The 15,572-nt window shown below is 63.6% G+C and carries 9 protein-coding genes; 4 read left to right on the forward strand and 5 right to left on the reverse strand.

Annotated elements, in window-relative coordinates; translation table 11 throughout:
* Positions 1-3: 3 nt before the first annotated feature.
* From ABMC89_RS00140 to ABMC89_RS00160, 5 genes are all read right to left on the reverse strand, one after another.
* Complete coding sequence (locus ABMC89_RS00140) at positions 4-1,641, reverse strand: ABC transporter ATP-binding protein (protein WP_349563963.1); 1,638 nt, start codon at positions 1,639-1,641, stop codon at positions 4-6.
* On the reverse strand, positions 1,638-2,453 hold the full coding sequence (locus tag ABMC89_RS00145; protein ID WP_349563965.1) for an ABC transporter permease: 816 nt from the start codon (positions 2,451-2,453) through the stop codon (positions 1,638-1,640). Before ABMC89_RS00145 ends, ABMC89_RS00140 begins: the two co-directional genes overlap by 4 nt.
* 61 nt (positions 2,454-2,514) lie before the next feature.
* Positions 2,515-3,471 (reverse strand): ABC transporter permease, encoded by a 957-nt coding sequence (locus ABMC89_RS00150; RefSeq protein WP_349563967.1) that lies wholly within the window; start codon positions 3,469-3,471, stop codon positions 2,515-2,517.
* On the reverse strand, positions 3,471-5,075 hold the full coding sequence (locus ABMC89_RS00155; protein ID WP_349563969.1) for an ABC transporter substrate-binding protein: 1,605 nt from the start codon (positions 5,073-5,075) through the stop codon (positions 3,471-3,473). The genes ABMC89_RS00150 and ABMC89_RS00155 overlap by 1 nt, the downstream gene beginning before the upstream one ends.
* 138 nt (positions 5,076-5,213) lie before the next feature.
* Entirely contained in the window at positions 5,214-7,211 is a 1,998-nt protein-coding gene (locus ABMC89_RS00160) for a CocE/NonD family hydrolase (RefSeq protein WP_349563971.1), read from the reverse strand.
* Between the two features lie 331 nt (positions 7,212-7,542).
* On the opposite strand from ABMC89_RS00160, the gene ABMC89_RS00165 reads away from it, so the two are divergent.
* The 4 genes from ABMC89_RS00165 to ABMC89_RS00180 all read left to right on the forward strand — a co-directional run bounded on the left by ABMC89_RS00165 (position 7,543) and on the right by ABMC89_RS00180 (position 15,565).
* On the forward strand, positions 7,543-10,728 hold the full coding sequence (locus ABMC89_RS00165; protein ID WP_349563973.1) for an Ig-like domain-containing protein: 3,186 nt from the start codon (positions 7,543-7,545) through the stop codon (positions 10,726-10,728).
* Between the two features lie 162 nt (positions 10,729-10,890).
* Positions 10,891-12,174, forward strand: a complete 1,284-nt coding sequence (locus ABMC89_RS00170) for a TolC family protein (RefSeq protein WP_349563975.1) — start codon at positions 10,891-10,893, stop codon at positions 12,172-12,174.
* Positions 12,171-14,390, forward strand: coding sequence for an ATP-binding cassette domain-containing protein (locus ABMC89_RS00175; RefSeq protein ID WP_349563977.1), 2,220 nt, complete (start codon positions 12,171-12,173; stop codon positions 14,388-14,390). Before ABMC89_RS00170 ends, ABMC89_RS00175 begins: the two co-directional genes overlap by 4 nt.
* Complete coding sequence (locus ABMC89_RS00180) at positions 14,387-15,565, forward strand: beta-barrel domain-containing protein (protein ID WP_349563979.1); 1,179 nt, start codon at positions 14,387-14,389, stop codon at positions 15,563-15,565. Before ABMC89_RS00175 ends, ABMC89_RS00180 begins: the two co-directional genes overlap by 4 nt.
* Positions 15,566-15,572 lie beyond the last annotated feature (7 nt).

Below are 15,572 nucleotides of genomic sequence, written 5' to 3' on the forward strand. Positions count from 1 at the left end.
CGGTCAGTTGCCCGCACTTTCCATGCGGCGGTTCTCGATCGTTTCTTCCAGCCAGCCGATGCGCATTTCGGGCACGGAGCTGAGCAACAGATCGGTATAGGCGTCGAAGGGCGGCGACAGCACCTGGCTCTTGGGGCCGTAGCGCGCCACTTCGCCCTGATACATCACGGCGATGCTGTCTGCGATGGCCTTTACCGTCGCCAGATCGTGGGTGATGAACAGATAGGCCACGTCCTCGATCTTTTGCAGGTTCAGCAGCAGCTTCAGGATGCCATCCGCCACCAGAGGATCGAGCGCGCTCGTCACCTCGTCGCAGATGATCAGCTTGGGCTTGGCGGCCAGTGCGCGGGCGATGCACACGCGCTGCTTCTGCCCGCCGGACAGCTCGGCCGGATAGCGGTCCTGGAAACCGTCGCCCAGTTCGATCTCGTCCAGAAGCTCCTGAATGCGCTCCTGCTTTTTCTTGCCCTTCATGCCGAAGTAGAACTCCAGCGGTCTGCCGATGATGGTGCCGACTGTCTGGCGCGGGTTCATGGCGGTATCGGCCATCTGGTAGATCATCTGCAATTCGCGCAGATCCTCGTGACTGCGCGTCTTGAGACCGGGCGACAGAACGCGACCGTCAAAGGTGATCTGCCCCTGCGTGGGCGGCAGGAGGCCGGTGATGACCCGCGCCAGCGTCGATTTTCCCGATCCGCTTTCGCCGACCACGGCCAGTGTCTGGCCAGGATACATATCCACGCTGATGTTTTTCAGGACGTCGAAATTGGTGCCCGAATACCGCGCGGTGATGCCTTCGACACGCAACAGCGGGCTCTCTGTCGGGGCTTTTTCCTCGTGGCGGATCGACCGCACGGATACCAGCGCCTGCGTGTATTCCTCTTGCGGGTTGTTGATGATCTGGTCGGCGGTGCCGTATTCGATCATCTCGCCCATTTTCAGAACCATGATGTGGTCGCTGACCTGTGCGACCACCGCTAGGTCGTGGGTGATGTAGAGGGCCGCAACGCCGGTATCGGCGATCGCTTCCTTGATCGCGGCCAGCACGTCGATTTGCGTGGTCACGTCCAATGCGGTCGTCGGCTCGTCGAAGACCACGAGATCGGGCTCGGGGCAGAGCGCAAGCGCCGTCATGCAGCGCTGCAACTGGCCACCGGACACCTGATGCGGATAGCGGTTGCCGATGATCTCGGGCTCTGGCAGGCCCAGCTTCTCGAACAGGCGGACGGCACGCGCCTCCGCCTCTTTCTTCGAGAACTTGCCCTGCCTGATCGCGGCTTCGGTCACCTGCTCCATGATCTTCTTGGCGGGGTTGAACGACGCGGCAGCCGACTGGCTGACATAGGTCACCTCGCCGCCGCGCAGGCGGCGCACGTCGCCCATGCGCGATTTCAGGATGTCGCGACCGTTGAGTTCCACCTTGCCGCCGGTGATCTCGACGCCGCCGCGCCCGTAGGCGAGCGTCGCCAGACCGATGGTGGATTTGCCCGCGCCGGATTCACCGATCAGGCCCAGCACCTTTCCGGCCTCAAGCTCGAAATCCACACCATGAACGATATCGATATCGTGGGGCTTCTCGCCGGGCGGATACACCGTTGCGCCGATCTTCAGCCCGCGAACCTTGAGAACTTTCTCGCTCATCCGCGACCGCCTTTCAGTGATGTTGTCCGCCCGAGGATCCAGTCAGCCACAAGGTTGATCGAAATACACAAGGTGGCGATGGCGAAGGCGGGATAGAGGGCCGCGGCGATGCCGTAGTTGATGCCCTCCTTGTTCTCTTTCACGATGCCGCCCCAGTCCGCCTGCGGTGGCTGCACACCAAGGCCGAGGAACGACAGGGTCGACACGAAAAGAACCATGAAGATGAACCGCAGACCCATTTCCGCCACCAGTGGCGAAAGCGCGTTGGGCAGGATCTCGCGGAAGATGATCCAGGCGATCTTCTCGCCGCGCAGGCGTGCTGCTTCGACATAGTCCATCACGGTGATGTCCACGGCCACCGCGCGGGCGAGGCGATAGACTCGGGTGCTGTCCAGCAGACCCATCAGCACGATGAGCGTGGTCATCGTGGTCGGCATCACCGACAGCACGACCAGCGCGAAAATCAGCGACGGGATCGACATGATCAGATCGACAAGGCGCGAGAGCGCCTGATCCACCCATCCTCCCGATACGGCGGCGAAAAAGCCCAGCACCGATCCGGTGATAAAGCTGAGCGCCGTCGCCATCGTGGCGATGAAGATGGTCGTGCGCCCGCCGTAGATCATCCGGCTCAGAAGGTCGCGGCCGATGCTGTCGGTGCCCAGCAGGAACTGGTCCGAAGGGGCCTCCCACACGTCGCCCACGACCTCGGCCATGCCATAGGGGGAAATCCACGGCGCGAAGATGGCGCAGAAAAAGAACAGGATGGTGAAAAACAGCCCGATAAGGGCGGCGGGGGGGATACGGATCATGGCAAAACCCTCTGCGATAGGGGGAGGGGGCGCGCGGGGAACGTCGGGGCAGGCACAGTCTTCATTTGGGGTGCCTCAGCCGCGGATTGGCAAGGATCGACACGATATCCGCGATCAGGTTCAGACCGATATAGACCGCGGCAAAGATCAGCCCGCAGGCCTGCACGACCGGAACATCGCGTTTGCTGACGTGATCGACAAGGTACTGGCCCATGCCGGGATAGGCAAAGACGACCTCGACCACGACCACGCCGACGACAAGGTAGGCGAGGTTGATCATCACGACGTTCACGATGGGCGCGATGGCATTGGGGAAGGCGTGCTTGCGAATGATGGTGAGCAGGCGCAGGCCCTTCAGTTCCGCCGTTTCGATATAGGCCGACTGCATCACGTTCAGGATCGCCGCGCGTGTCATGCGCATCATATGGGCGAGAACGACGAAGGTCAGCACGATGACGGGGATCGCGATGGCGTTGAGCTTCTGGAACAGATTCATGGAATCGTTCATCAGGGCCACCGACGGGAACCAGCCCAGCTGGATGGCGAGGAAGTAGATCAGGATATAGCCGATCATGAACTCGGGGATCGAAATCGTTGTCAGCGTGATCGCCGAGATCAGCTTGTCAGGCCAGCGATCCTTGTAGCGCACGGCCAGCAACCCCAGAAAGATCGCCAGCGGGACAGAGATCACCGCAGCCCAGAAGGCAAGAAACAGCGTATTGCCGAGCCGTCCCGAAATGCTTTCGGTGATGTCGCGGCCATTGGTCAGCGCGGTTCCGAGATCGCCTTGGAGAACACCGCCGAGCCATTCGAAATAGCGGGTCACAGGCGGCGTGTTCAGGCCCAGTTCCTCGCGCAGGTTGGCAAGGGATTCGGGTGTCGCGGACTGCCCGAGAATTTGTTGTGCCACATCGCCCGGCAGCATGGTGGTGCCCGCAAAGATCAGGATCGACGCAGCGATGAGGAGCAGGAAGCCCAGCGCGAGGCGCTGGGCTACCAATTTTACGACCGGGTGCATCAGGCGTCTTTCAGCCAGCACTTGATGTGCGACCGGTTGTTCATCACAGGACCGTTCGGATCGTTGTTCCAGCCGCCGATGTTGTCGGAGACACCTGCAACGAAGTCGTTGAACATCGGCAGGATCAGGCCGCCCTCGTCACGCAGCATCTTCGCCATGTCGGAGTAGATCTCCGCGCGCTTGACCGCGTCGAGCTCGCCACGGGCGTCCAGAAGCATCTGGTCGAACTCGGGGCGCTTCCAGCGCGTGTCGTTCCAGTCTGCGGTCGACAGATAGGCTGTCGAATACATCTGGTCCTGCACCGGACGACCGCCCCAGTAGGACGCGCAGAAGGGTTGCACGTTCCACACTTCGGACCAGTAGCCGTCGTTTGGCTCACGCTTGATTTCCAGCGGGATACCCGCCGCCTGTGCGGACTGCTGGAACAGCGCCGCCGCATCGACCGCACCGGGGAAGGCACCGTCGGCGACGCGCAGCACGATGGGCGATCCGTCGTGACCGGACTTCTCGTAGTGCTCGCGCGCCTTCTCGATGGAATGCTCGCGCTGGGGGATCGATTCGTCGAACAGCGGATAGGCCGCGTTGATCGGGAAGTCGTTGCCCACCGACCCGAAGCCGCGCAGGATCTTGTCGACCATTTCTTCGCGGTTGATGGCGTATTTCAGCGCCAGCATCACGTCGTTGTTGTCGAACGGCGCCGTGTCCTTATGCGCGATAAAGACATAGTGACCACGACCGGCGACCGATTCAATCCGCAGGTTCGGCGCGCGGCCCAGAAGGTCCGCGACCTTGGGATCGACGCGGTTGATGATATGCACCTGACCGGACTGCAGCGCGGCGGTCCGTGCGGTTGCGTCGTTCAGCACCAGCTGCTCGATTTCGTCGGCCCAGCCACGGTTTTCGCTGTCCCAGTAATCTTCGCGACGCTTGAAGGCGTGGCGCACGCCGGGCTCGTCGATCTCGATCGTGTAGGGGCCTGTGCCGATGCCGGCGGCCGGATCGTCCATGCCGCCATTGGGCTGGATCATCAGGTGGTAGTCGGCCATCAGATAGGGAAGGTCGGCGTTAGGCGTGTCGAGGTCGACGATGAAGTTGTCACCATCGACCTTCATGCCCGAGATCCCCTTCATGATGCCCAGAGCACCGGACTGGCTTTCCTCGTTCGAGTGGCGCTGCATCGTTTTCAGCACGTCGTCGGGGGTCATGTCCTTGCCGTTGGAGAAGGGGATGCCCTTGCGGATCTTGAAAACCCACTGCTTGGCGTCGGCGGATGCTTCGACGCTTTCCGCCATGCGGTATTCGATCTGACCTTCGGGGTCGACCTCGACCAGCGTTTCACCCCATGCGCGCAGGTTGTTCAGGGGCACTTCGGATGCGGTCAGTGCGGGGTCTTGGGTGTTGGTGCTCTCGCCCCCGGACGAGCCGATGCGCAGCATGCCGCCGCGCTTCGGCGCTTCGTGCGCCGCGGCTTGTGCATGGCCCGCGATCATCGCGTTGGCGGCGGCGGCTGTCACCCCGAGCGCAGCTGCGCGGGTGACGAATTCGCGACGCGTCATCGATCCTGTCGCGACGCGGGCGCTCATCTGTTCCAGTTGTTCGTTCATGGTGGTCGTACTCCCATTAGTTGAGTTATTGCGTCTGATGTCGCGCAATTTTATTGAATGATGCGTCAAACTTGCGCATTTCACACTACGCTGCAAGGCTTAATGCCCGCCCTTTACGTCGCAGATGTTATGCCGCGCCTAGAGATTGTTGCGCTCTATGGTATCGCTCACATCGCGGCTGTAGATCAGGGTATCGTTCTCGTAGGCCTCCACGCGCGCCTCGAGAAAGAAGCTCTCGCGGTCCGACCACATCTTGCAGGTTGTCTCGGTGCGCAGGCGGATGTCATCGCGGATGATCTCGTCGCTCCAGTGGCAATTGCCCCGTGCGGACAGCGGGTCGTCGGGGTGGATGTCCCACCGCTCGCGGGCGATCGAGCCGGTGATCAAACCGTGCTCCAGATCGCGCGATTTGCCGAAACCATCCTCGATCACAAGGCTGTGGACGCCGGTGACCATATCGGTTTCCTGCCGTCTGACGTGGTTTTCCTCGCGCAGGGTCTCGCTGCGGTGCGGGGGCGCGGCGTCGGGCGGCGCAAAGCCGATCTCGTCCGCGTCCGAACCGGGACGCTGCGGCAGCGCGATGCTGCCCTGCGCGATGCTCAGGGTCGCGGCTTCGGGCGCGGGCCACAACAGCGGCCAGTAGGCTGTCGACACGGACACCCGCAACCGGTGGCCGGCGGGCACGCGGTAGGCGATATGGTCCAGATCGAGCGTGATCTCGAAAGGTTTTCCGGGTTCGAGCGGGGCGGGATTGGCGTGGCTGTCGCGGTGGCTGAGGTTCAGTACCCCGTAGGTGATCCGCGCGGTGGCACCATCGGGCTGGACGTGGTTGAGCCGCACGGCAATCTGCCCCTGCGGCTTGTCCGAGGTCATCTGGAGCGTGATCCGCGGTGCCCCTACGATATCCATGTTCGCCGACAGCGGCGCGCTGTCCCAGGTGGCCGACAGCGCATCGTCGCCACGCTGGTCCGCCGGCATTTCAGGGCCCAGCCAAATCGCGCAATACTCGCCCGCTGCCGCGCCACAATGGGCGGGCGACGAGATATCCGTTGCAATCGCCTCGGGCGAATCGCTCAACCGCCCCTCGGCGCCAAGGTGCAGGGTCTGCACCGGCAGATGGCTCGTTGCGCCTTCCTTTTCGGCGATCCAACGCCCGGGGCGTTCGCTGTACCATGCCGCGGGGGGCAATCCGTCCATCAGATAGGCGCGGTAATCGGGATCGTCCTCGACACCGGTGGGAATGTCCTTGAGCCAGCGGTCCCACCACCGCAAAGCTTCCTGAAGAAAGCCGATGCGCGGTTCGGGAACGGCGAAATGGGGGTATTTGTGCACCCATGGCCCGACAATACCCTTGCTGCCCGGCACCTCTTCTACAAGGCGCGGCACGGTGTTCTTGTACGCGTCCCCCCAGCCGCCGACGGCCAGAACCTTTGCCTTGATCGCGCTGAAATCCTCGCAGACCGATCCGTGCTGCCAATAGGCGTCGCGGGTCTGGTGGCGCAGCCAGGTGGCGGGCAGAAACGGCTCCGCTTCCAGACGCTCCAGCCACATCTCGCGCCAGTTCTCGCGCAGGGCCGGATCGGGTGCGCGGCTGGAGAAGCTCCACATCGTGGCCCCCCAGCCCAGATTTTCGTTCAGCAGGCAGCCGCCCTTGTAGTGGATGTCATCGGCAAAGCGGTCCGTGGTGGAGCACAGCGTGATCACCGCCTTCAGCGGCTCGGGCGCGAGGGCGGCAACCTGCAATCCGTTGAACCCGCCCCAGCTGATTCCCATCATGCCCACCGTGCCGCTGCACCACTTTTGCTTGGCGGCCCAATGGATGACCTCGACCGCATCTGCGAGCTCCTGCGGCGTATATTCGTCCTCCATCAGCCCTTCGCTGTCGCCATTGCCACGCATGTCCACGCGCAGGCAGGCATAGCCGCGTTGCGCGAAATAGGGGTGGGTCAGCGCATCGCGGACGACGGTGCCGTCGCGTTTGCGGTAGGGCAGGAACTCGAGGATCATCGGCACCGCCGTCTCGTCCGATCCTTCCGGCCGCCACAGCCGCGCCGACAGGCGGGTGCCATCGGACATCACGATGGGGTGGTCGGGATCTTCGATCAGGGCGGGCAGGGTATTGGGTGTGTCGGTCATGCGGGCAGGTAACGGTCACCCGGCGCAGCCTGTCAACCGGATTAAGGCAAACTGCAGGTTAACCCACTGAAAAGTTGCGTAAAGCTGGCGGCGAGATGTTTGATCTTTCAACTACCGCCACGGTTGAGCGTGTGACATTCATCGCACACCACTGAATATACGGGGAAATTCTCGTTCAATAAACACTGGATTAAGCCTCCCGTTCCTGCCTATTGTGGCGACATAAAGGTGAAATCACGGCACGATTGAACGGGCCGGGTATCAGAAACACAAAAACAATAACCAGGCGACCCGCGGCAAGACGGGCGTTTTGAGGTAGAGTGGTAGAGCAATGAAGGCGATTGATTTCGTCGTCCGCAACAGTGCGGGCGGTTTGCAGCGTGGCACGATGTCCGCTGAAACGGAAAACCAGACCATCGTGGCCGGCGCAGGCCAGGAAATCTCCATTAACGTACGTCAGACCGACTTCCAAAGCCAGGTGCGCTCGGGGGATCAGTTGATCATCACGCTGTCCGACGGACGTGTGCTGACCATCGACAATTTCTTCAACGAGACCGGCGAGGCGAACCGCCTGTTCATCTCGACCGATGGCTACCTCAACGAGGTCAGCTTTGCCGAAGCGGGCGAGGGCAACCTCTATGCCCAGTACGGGCCGACATCCGAATGGGGCAAATGGAGCCCGTCGGATAACCTGATCTTCCTTGGCGACAGCGATGTCGCCGGTGTGCCACTGGCCGAAGGCGAAGGCGAAGACGTCTCGATGCTCGGCGCGGCCCTGCTGGGCGGCAGTAGCCTTCTGGGCTCCGGCGGCGCGATTGCCGCGGGCCTTGGCGGCGCCGCGCTCATCGGCGGGGCGAGCGGTGGCGGCGGTGGCAGCAGTGCCCGCGCCCCTTACGTCAACGACCCTGAATCGAGTGTTGAAATCAACGGTGAGGGCGAAAAGGTCCTGACCATCACCGGCGGCGGCGAACCCGGCGAAGCCGTGAAGGTCACAGTGGGCGACAAGGTGATCGAAACCGAGATCGATGAAGAAGGCGAATTCGAAGCGGTTTTCGAGGGCGAGACATTCCCCGTGGACGGCGAGCACGAGGCCGTTGTGATCGTTACGGATGAGGACGGCGACGAGATCGAACTCGACGGTCCGACCTTCCTGATCGACACCATCGCCCCCGAAATCACCGTGACCGAAGGAACCGAATCCGTCGGTGATTTCTTCAACAGTGTCAGCTTTGCAACCGGGGTCAGCATCTCCGGCACCGGCGAAGCGGACGCAACCGTCGACGTCACCATCGCGGGCATCACGCAAAGCACGGTAGTCGGCGCCGATGGCGGCTGGTCGGTCTCCTGGGAGGCCGGCACGCTGGACGCGGGTGAATACAACTCCGACGTCGCGATCGTGACAACCGACAGCTTCGGCAACAGCCGCAGCTATACCGAGGTTCTGGTCGTCGATACCGTCACAACCGTGACCGTCGACAGCACATCCGTCACCGGCGACGGGGTCATCAACGGCGTCGAACACAGCGCCGGCGTGACCTTCGCGGGCACGGCGCAGTCCGGCTCGACCGTCGAGGTCACAGTCGGCAGCGTCACGCATATCGTGACCGCAACCGCCGAAGGCACCTGGGAGGCGTCCTTTACCAGCAGCGAGATCACCACGGGTGAATACGCGGGCGTTGTGTCGGTTCTGTCCACGGACGTGCATGGCAACACGGCGACAGCATCGGGCAGCTTCGACGTCGATACCTTCGTGCGCGACTTTGCGATCACCTCGTCCACCGGCGGCGCGGACGGTGTCATCAACGCCAGCGAAGCGGGCGAGCCGCTGACCGTGACCGGCACCACCGAACCCGGATCGACCGTGACGGTCGAACTCGGTGGCGTGACACAGACCGCGACGGTTTCGGCCTCCGGCAGCTGGTCGGCCACGTTTGCTGCGGGCTCCATCGCGGCGGGCACCTACACGGCCACGATGACAGCGACCGCAACGGACGCGGCGGGCAATATCGACACCGCCAGCACCAGAGTGGTGGTTGATACGGACGCGGGCACGCTGACCATCGACCCCGATCCGGTCGAAGGCGATGACATCGTGAACAAGAGCGAAGCCTCCGATGGTGTTGTTCTGACAGGCACCGCAGACGCAGGCGCGATTGTGACTGTCACGCTCGAAGGGGTCAGCCACGATGTGGTCACTGCCGCCGATGGCACATGGGAGGCATTCTTCAGCGCGTCCGACGTGGCACCCGGCGTCTATACCGCCGAAATTACCGCCACCACGACCGATGACTACGGCAACAGCCGCTCGGCTTCGGACAGTGTCGAGGTCGATACCCGTGTCGACAACCTGAGCGTGGGCGCAGATCCGATCACCGCCGACAACATCATCAACCTTGCCGAAAGCGATGACGGTTTTGCGGTCACCGGCACCACCGAAATCGGATCGACCCTTGTCGAGGTGACGCTGGGCGCGGAAACGGTCGTCGCCAGCGTCGATGCGGATGGCAACTGGAGCGCGGATTTCTCCGCCGCCGCTCTGGCGAAAGGGACATACAGCGCGGACATCTCAGTCACGGCGACCGACCGCGCGGGCAACCTGAAAACCATCAGCGGGTCGGTCGATGTCGACACCGAAGTTGCGCCATTCGCCATGACGTCCAACTCTGCCGGTGCAGACGGGATCGTCAACGCGGATGAGGCGGCAGCGGGTATCGACCTTGGCGGCCAAGTCGAACCGGGATCGACTGTCAAAGTCACATTCGACGGTACATCCTACGCGGCAAGCGTCGATGCGGCGGGCAACTGGTCGCTGACAGTGCCGGCCTCCGACGTGCGCGAAGGTGCCTATGCGGCACAGATCGTGGTCGAGGCGACGGATCATGTCGGTAATACCGCCGTGATCGAGGACACCCTCTCCATAGATACCGAAGCCCCCGACGGGCCGGTCATCGCCTCCTTCACGCGCGGCGGTGACGGTATTCGCGGGATCTCCATCGAGACGGTGATGGAAGACGGCGCACCGACCGAGGATGTACAAAGCGTCGTGCAGGTAGCGTCCGATGGCAGCATCACCGAGGTTGCGGGCATGCAGGGCTACAACACCCTGCGCGGCGAGACCGATTTCGTCTTTGACGAGAATGTACCGAACGGATCGCAGTTGATCGTGAACGCCACCGACGCGGCGGGCAATACCTCCGGCACCTTCCTTGTACTGGATGACGAATCCACGACCAATACCGTGGATCTCAGCAGCGTCGCACTTGGCGAGTACCAGATCGAAAACCTCGATCTCGATTTTGCCGAAGCCGCGTCCGTCACCATCGACGAGGCAAGCCTGGTGGCGCTTTCGACCGAAACCAACACCCTCACGATCCGCGGATCGGCAGAGGATCAGGTGACGATCACCGACGGCACGCTTCAGGGGACGCAGGACGTGGATGGGCAGACCTACAACGTCTACAGCGTGGGCGCCGAAGGCACCCTGCTGATCGATCCGGAAATCCCCGTCACAATCTGACGGGGCAGGGCCGCTACGGCCAGACACCAGAAAACGGGATGCGGCGGGGCAAAATCATCGCCGCACCCGCAAGCAAAAATAATAATAAAAACAATGTAGTGCAGGCACCTAAAAAGGCGGGTTATGGGGCAGTTGACAAAAAGGGCAGCGGGACTGTGCGCAATGGCGTTCGGTCTTGGCGGTTGCCTGTCTGACGCGGAGCATGCCGCGCAGGACGGGAATTTTGTCGCCCGTCTGCGCGCCCCGGATGCAAGCGTGGCGGCCACACCGACCCATGCGGAAAAGATCAACGCCGAGAGCATTATCATCCAGAACCTGATGGCCCGGCGGTCGGTGCTGGACGAAAACAGCGCCTTCGACCGCGTCGCGACCTCCGTGCTTGCGGCAAACGCCAGATCGGCGGAAAGCGAGTTGCGGGCCGCGCAACTGCGGGCCCGTGCGGCCTCAAAGAACTGGCTGCCCCAGATCGGGCCGAATGTCAGCCTGACGTCGCTGGGGACGGTGGTGGCCAATCTGGTCATCGAACAGGTCGTCTATGACAACGGGCGCCGCAAGGGCGAGCGCGAATTCGCCGTGGCGGACGTCGAAGTGGCCGCTGTCACGCTCGCCGCCGATACCAACGACCGCGTTGCGACAGCGCTGGCGCTCTACCTGTCGGCGGCCGAGGCGCAGGAGAAACACGCGCTTGCCGAACGGACCGCGAAGGACATCGGCCAGTTCGCATGGGTGATGGAGCAGCGGGTGAGGGGTGGTGTTTCCGATCCGTCCGATCTGCATATCCTGCGTCAGAAGCTGGGCGAGATTACCGCCGACCGGGCCGCGCAGTCCGAAGCTGCGGCCACCGCGCGGGCCGAGCTTGGCGCGATGTCCATCGGGGATCTGTCGGGGGTCAGCGGCCTGTCCGCCGTGGACGTGCGCCCCGATGCGGCGCAGCCGCTGTCGGTCACGCTGGCCGAAGCCGAGAAAATCCGCGCCGTGGCCGCCGCGAAGGTCGACCGTGCAAACCAGTTGCCGGGCATTTCCGCCACCGCACAGGTTGGCGAAAACGGCGGTGCGGGTCTGACCACAACGTCCGGCACCTTGCTGGGCTTGGGCACTGGCGACCGCCTGCGCGCCATCGAAGCAGCGCGCGAGGCGGCGGCCCGCCGCGTGGCGCAGGCGCAGGAAGACGCGAACCGCGAATTGCGCCGCCTCGACGGGGCCATCGCCTCCAAGGAGCGGCAGGCGGCAGAGGCGGCGAAGCTGACCGCACAGGCGAAACGCAACCTCGATCTGTTTCAGGCGCAATACGATGGCGGCCAGAGGCAGGTCATGGATGTGGTCGGCGTCTACGAGACCTACGCCCGTCAGGCCGAAACCGAGATCGCGTTGAAATACGACGCCCTGCGCCTGCGGGTTGAAATGGCCGAACGGCTCGGCCTGCTGGCGGACGGATCGCGGATATGAGCAAGGCTTTCACCCTTACCATCGTCAATGGTGCGTCGGCCCGGCTGCGCGCCGCCACTCCGGACACGGGCGCGCCCGGCCAGCCTTCATCGGGTTTTGACGAAAAGCTGCGCGCCCGCGCGGCGCTGGTAGCGGCCTACGCGGGCGTTCTGGGGCGCGAGACGGCGCAATCGGATCTGGCCGAAGCGCTTGGCCGCCAGATCACGCCCGACACCGATGACCGGCAGGAGGCACGCGTGATCGCGTCCCTGCTGGAACACGCAGGGCTGACCGCCGCACCGCGCACCGTTGCCACCATCGAAGACGCCGCACTGCCCGCGCTGGTCTACATGACGTCGGGCCAGCTGTTGCTGGTTCTGTCCCGCGACGATGCTGACATGGTGATTTTCGATACCACCTGTCAGGACAACCGCGCACGGGTGCCCGCCGCCGATTTCCTGCCTTACTTTTCCGGTCATGTCCTCGAAGCGCGGATGCCGGTTGCAACGCTGGACGATATCCACAAGACCAAGGAAAAACCGGCGCATTGGTTCTGGGGACAATTTGCGCGGTTCCGCCGCCAACTGGGAGAGGTGGCGCTGGGCTCGTTTGTGGCCAACCTTCTGGCAGTGGCTGTCGCGCTATTCTCTCTTCAGGTCTACGACCGCGTGATTCCGCACCAATCCGAAGCGACCCTCTGGGTGCTCGCGGCGGGGGCGGGCCTTGCGCTGTTGCTGGAAGGCTTCATCAAGGTCGCACGCGCGCAGCTGATGGACGGTGCGGGCCGCCAGATCGAACTGGGCGTGCTGCGGCTGCTGATGGACCGCGTGCTGGGGATGCGGTCGGACCGGCGCCCGCAGGCACCGTCCGATCTGTTCTCGTCCATGCGCGAGTTTTCGTCGGTGCGCGAGTTCTTCACCGCGTCAACCATCGGGACCATCGCGGATATTCCCTTCATCTTCGTCTTTCTGCTGCTGGTCGCCTCCATTGCGGGCAACGTGGTCTGGGTTCTGGTTCTGGGCGGCATCCTGATGGTGGTGCCGGGATTTTTCATGCAGCGCCGGATGATCCGCCTGACGCAGGAAACCCAAGGGGCGACGGCCAAATCCTCAAGGCTGTTGCAGGAAACGATTTTCGAGCTCGACACCGTGAAGACCCAGCGCGGCGAAGAGCGGGTGCAGCGGCTCTGGTCTGAACTGACGACGCTCTCGGCTCTCAAATCTTCCGAGCAGCGCAAGCTTGCCTCTGCGCTTACCTTCTGGAGCCAGGGCGTCCAGCAGGCGACCTATGTCGCGGCTGTCATCATGGGGACGTACCTTGTGTTCGCCGGGCAGTTCACCGTGGGGTCGATCATCGCCACCGGCATCCTTACGTCGCGCACGCTGGCGCCGCTGACGCAACTGGCGGGCACGATGGCGCGCTGGGGCAACGTGAAATCGGCCCTCGACGGGTTGGAGCATATCGCGGGATCGGATCAGGATGCCGCCGAAGGGCGCAGCTATCTGCGGCGTGACGAACTGGCCGGCGGGTTCGAGCTGCGGGATGTGACATTCCGCTACGACGAGGAAAGCGCACCGGTCCTCGAACTTGGCGGTTTGCAGATCGTTGCGGGCCAGCGCGTTGCGGTGCTGGGGGCGAACGGATCGGGAAAGTCTTCGCTGCTGAAGCTTCTGAGCGGCCTTTACGCGCCCACAACCGGACGGGTCCTGATCGACGGGACAGAGATGGGCCAGATCGCCCCGCGCGACCTGCGCAGGCTGGTCGGCTATCTGGGACAGGACGTGCGGCTCTTCTCGGGGACGTTGCGCGACAACCTGAACCTGACCCTGCTGGAACGCGACGACAAACGCCTGATGGCGGCACTGGATTTCGCGGGACTGGGTGATTTCGTGCGCCGTCACCCCAAGGGGCTGGATCTGCCGATCCTCGATGCGGGCGCGGGTCTGTCCATCGGTCAGCGCCAGTCCATCGGCTGGGCGCGGCTGTGGCTTCAGGATCCCAAGGTCTGCCTGCTGGACGAGCCGACTGCGGCGCTGGACCAGCGGCTGGAAACGGCACTGGTTGGCCGGCTGGAGACATGGCTGAGCGGTCGCACGGCGGTGATCGCCACCCACCGCGCGCCGATCCTGTCGCTGACCTCGCGGACACTGGTGCTGGCCGATGGCCGGATGCGCGTCGACGGCCCGCGTGACGAGGTGCTGGCCCATCTGAGCGCACCGAGGGAGGGCGCGGCATGACCGGTCCGTTCGAAGACGAAATCGGCGGCCGGATGCGTGGACCGTCGATGGTGGTCTGGCTGTCCTCCGGTGCCGTGGTGGTCTTCGTGCTCTGGGCCGCCTTTGCGTGGGTGGACGAGATCGTGCGCGCCGAAGGCGCGATGATTTCCAGCTCGCGTCCGCAGATCATCCAGAACCTCGAAGGCGGCATCTTGGCCGATCTTGCGGTGGGCGAGGGCGATATTGTCGAGGCGGGCGCGACTCTTGCGCGGCTGCACGCGACGGGCTTCCAGTCTGCGGTGGACGATCTGCAGGACCAGATCAGCGCCTTCGAGATCCGCAGGCTCCGGCTGGAGGCCGAGATGGAGGGCGATCTGGATTTCACCGTCCCCGACCAGTGGGCCAGCCGGACACCGGATATCGTGACCTCGGAGGCGGCGCTGTTGCAGGCGCGGCAGTCGGATTACCGGTCCTCCGTGGAGGGCGCACGGCAGGTGCTGGCAGAGGCACAGGCCGAGCGCGACCTGATGGAGCGTCTGCTGGGCAACAACATCGTGTCGCTGCTCGAGGCGACACGCGCGCGCAAGGGCTATGCCGACGCCAAGATCCGCTATGACGAGGTTGTCACCAAGACCGAACTGGAGCGCGCACAGGAGTATTCCGATGTCCTGAAAGAGCTGTCGACGCTGCGCCAGAACCTGCGCGCAAGCCTCGACCAGCTGGATCGCACGGTGCTGAGAAGCCCGATGAAGGGCGTGGTGAACAACCTGGCGGTCACCACCATCGGGGGCGTGGTCCGCTCCGGCGAGGAGATCATGCAGATCATCCCCGTGGGCGAAGCGCTGTTTGTCGAGGCGCGCGTGAAGCCCGAGGATATCGCGGGCGTTCGGCGCGGGCAGGCGGCGACGGTCAAGCTGTCGGCCTATGACTACACGATCTTCGGCACGCTGAAGGGGGAGGTCACGCTGATCTCGGCCGATACGTACAAGGACGACCGTGCGCGCGATCCGGACGGCGACCCGCATTACAAGGTGACGCTGGCCGTGGATACCGAAAACCTGACCCCGCGCCAGCGCGCCCTCGAACTGCGGCCCGGGATGCAGGCGAGCGTGGAATTGCACACCGGATCGAAAACGGTCCTGCAATATCTGCTGAAGCCGCTCTACAAGTCCAAGGAAGCCTTTCGCGAACCGTAGGGCCGGC

Source organism: Sulfitobacter sp. HNIBRBA3233, from assembly GCF_040149665.1.
GTDB classification, from domain to species: Bacteria; Pseudomonadota; Alphaproteobacteria; order Rhodobacterales; family Rhodobacteraceae; genus Sulfitobacter; species Sulfitobacter marinivivus.

What these genes read in the sequence shown, in the direction of transcription:
- ABMC89_RS00165 (WP_349563973.1), top strand. Translation starts at nt 7,543, where the DNA reads ATGAAGGCGATTGATTTCGTCGTCCGCAACAGTGCGGGCGGTTTGCAG.
- ABMC89_RS00175 (WP_349563977.1), top strand. Translation starts at nt 12,171, where the DNA reads ATGAGCAAGGCTTTCACCCTTACCATCGTCAATGGTGCGTCGGCCCGG.
- ABMC89_RS00145 (WP_349563965.1), bottom strand. Translation starts at nt 2,453, where the DNA reads ATGATCCGTATCCCCCCCGCCGCCCTTATCGGGCTGTTTTTCACCATC.
- ABMC89_RS00140 (WP_349563963.1), bottom strand. Translation starts at nt 1,641, where the DNA reads ATGAGCGAGAAAGTTCTCAAGGTTCGCGGGCTGAAGATCGGCGCAACG.
- ABMC89_RS00150 (WP_349563967.1), bottom strand. Translation starts at nt 3,471, where the DNA reads ATGCACCCGGTCGTAAAATTGGTAGCCCAGCGCCTCGCGCTGGGCTTC.
- ABMC89_RS00155 (WP_349563969.1), bottom strand. Translation starts at nt 5,075, where the DNA reads ATGAACGAACAACTGGAACAGATGAGCGCCCGCGTCGCGACAGGATCG.
- ABMC89_RS00180 (WP_349563979.1), top strand. Translation starts at nt 14,387, where the DNA reads ATGACCGGTCCGTTCGAAGACGAAATCGGCGGCCGGATGCGTGGACCG.
- ABMC89_RS00170 (WP_349563975.1), top strand. Translation starts at nt 10,891, where the DNA reads ATGGCGTTCGGTCTTGGCGGTTGCCTGTCTGACGCGGAGCATGCCGCG.
- ABMC89_RS00160 (WP_349563971.1), bottom strand. Translation starts at nt 7,211, where the DNA reads ATGACCGACACACCCAATACCCTGCCCGCCCTGATCGAAGATCCCGAC.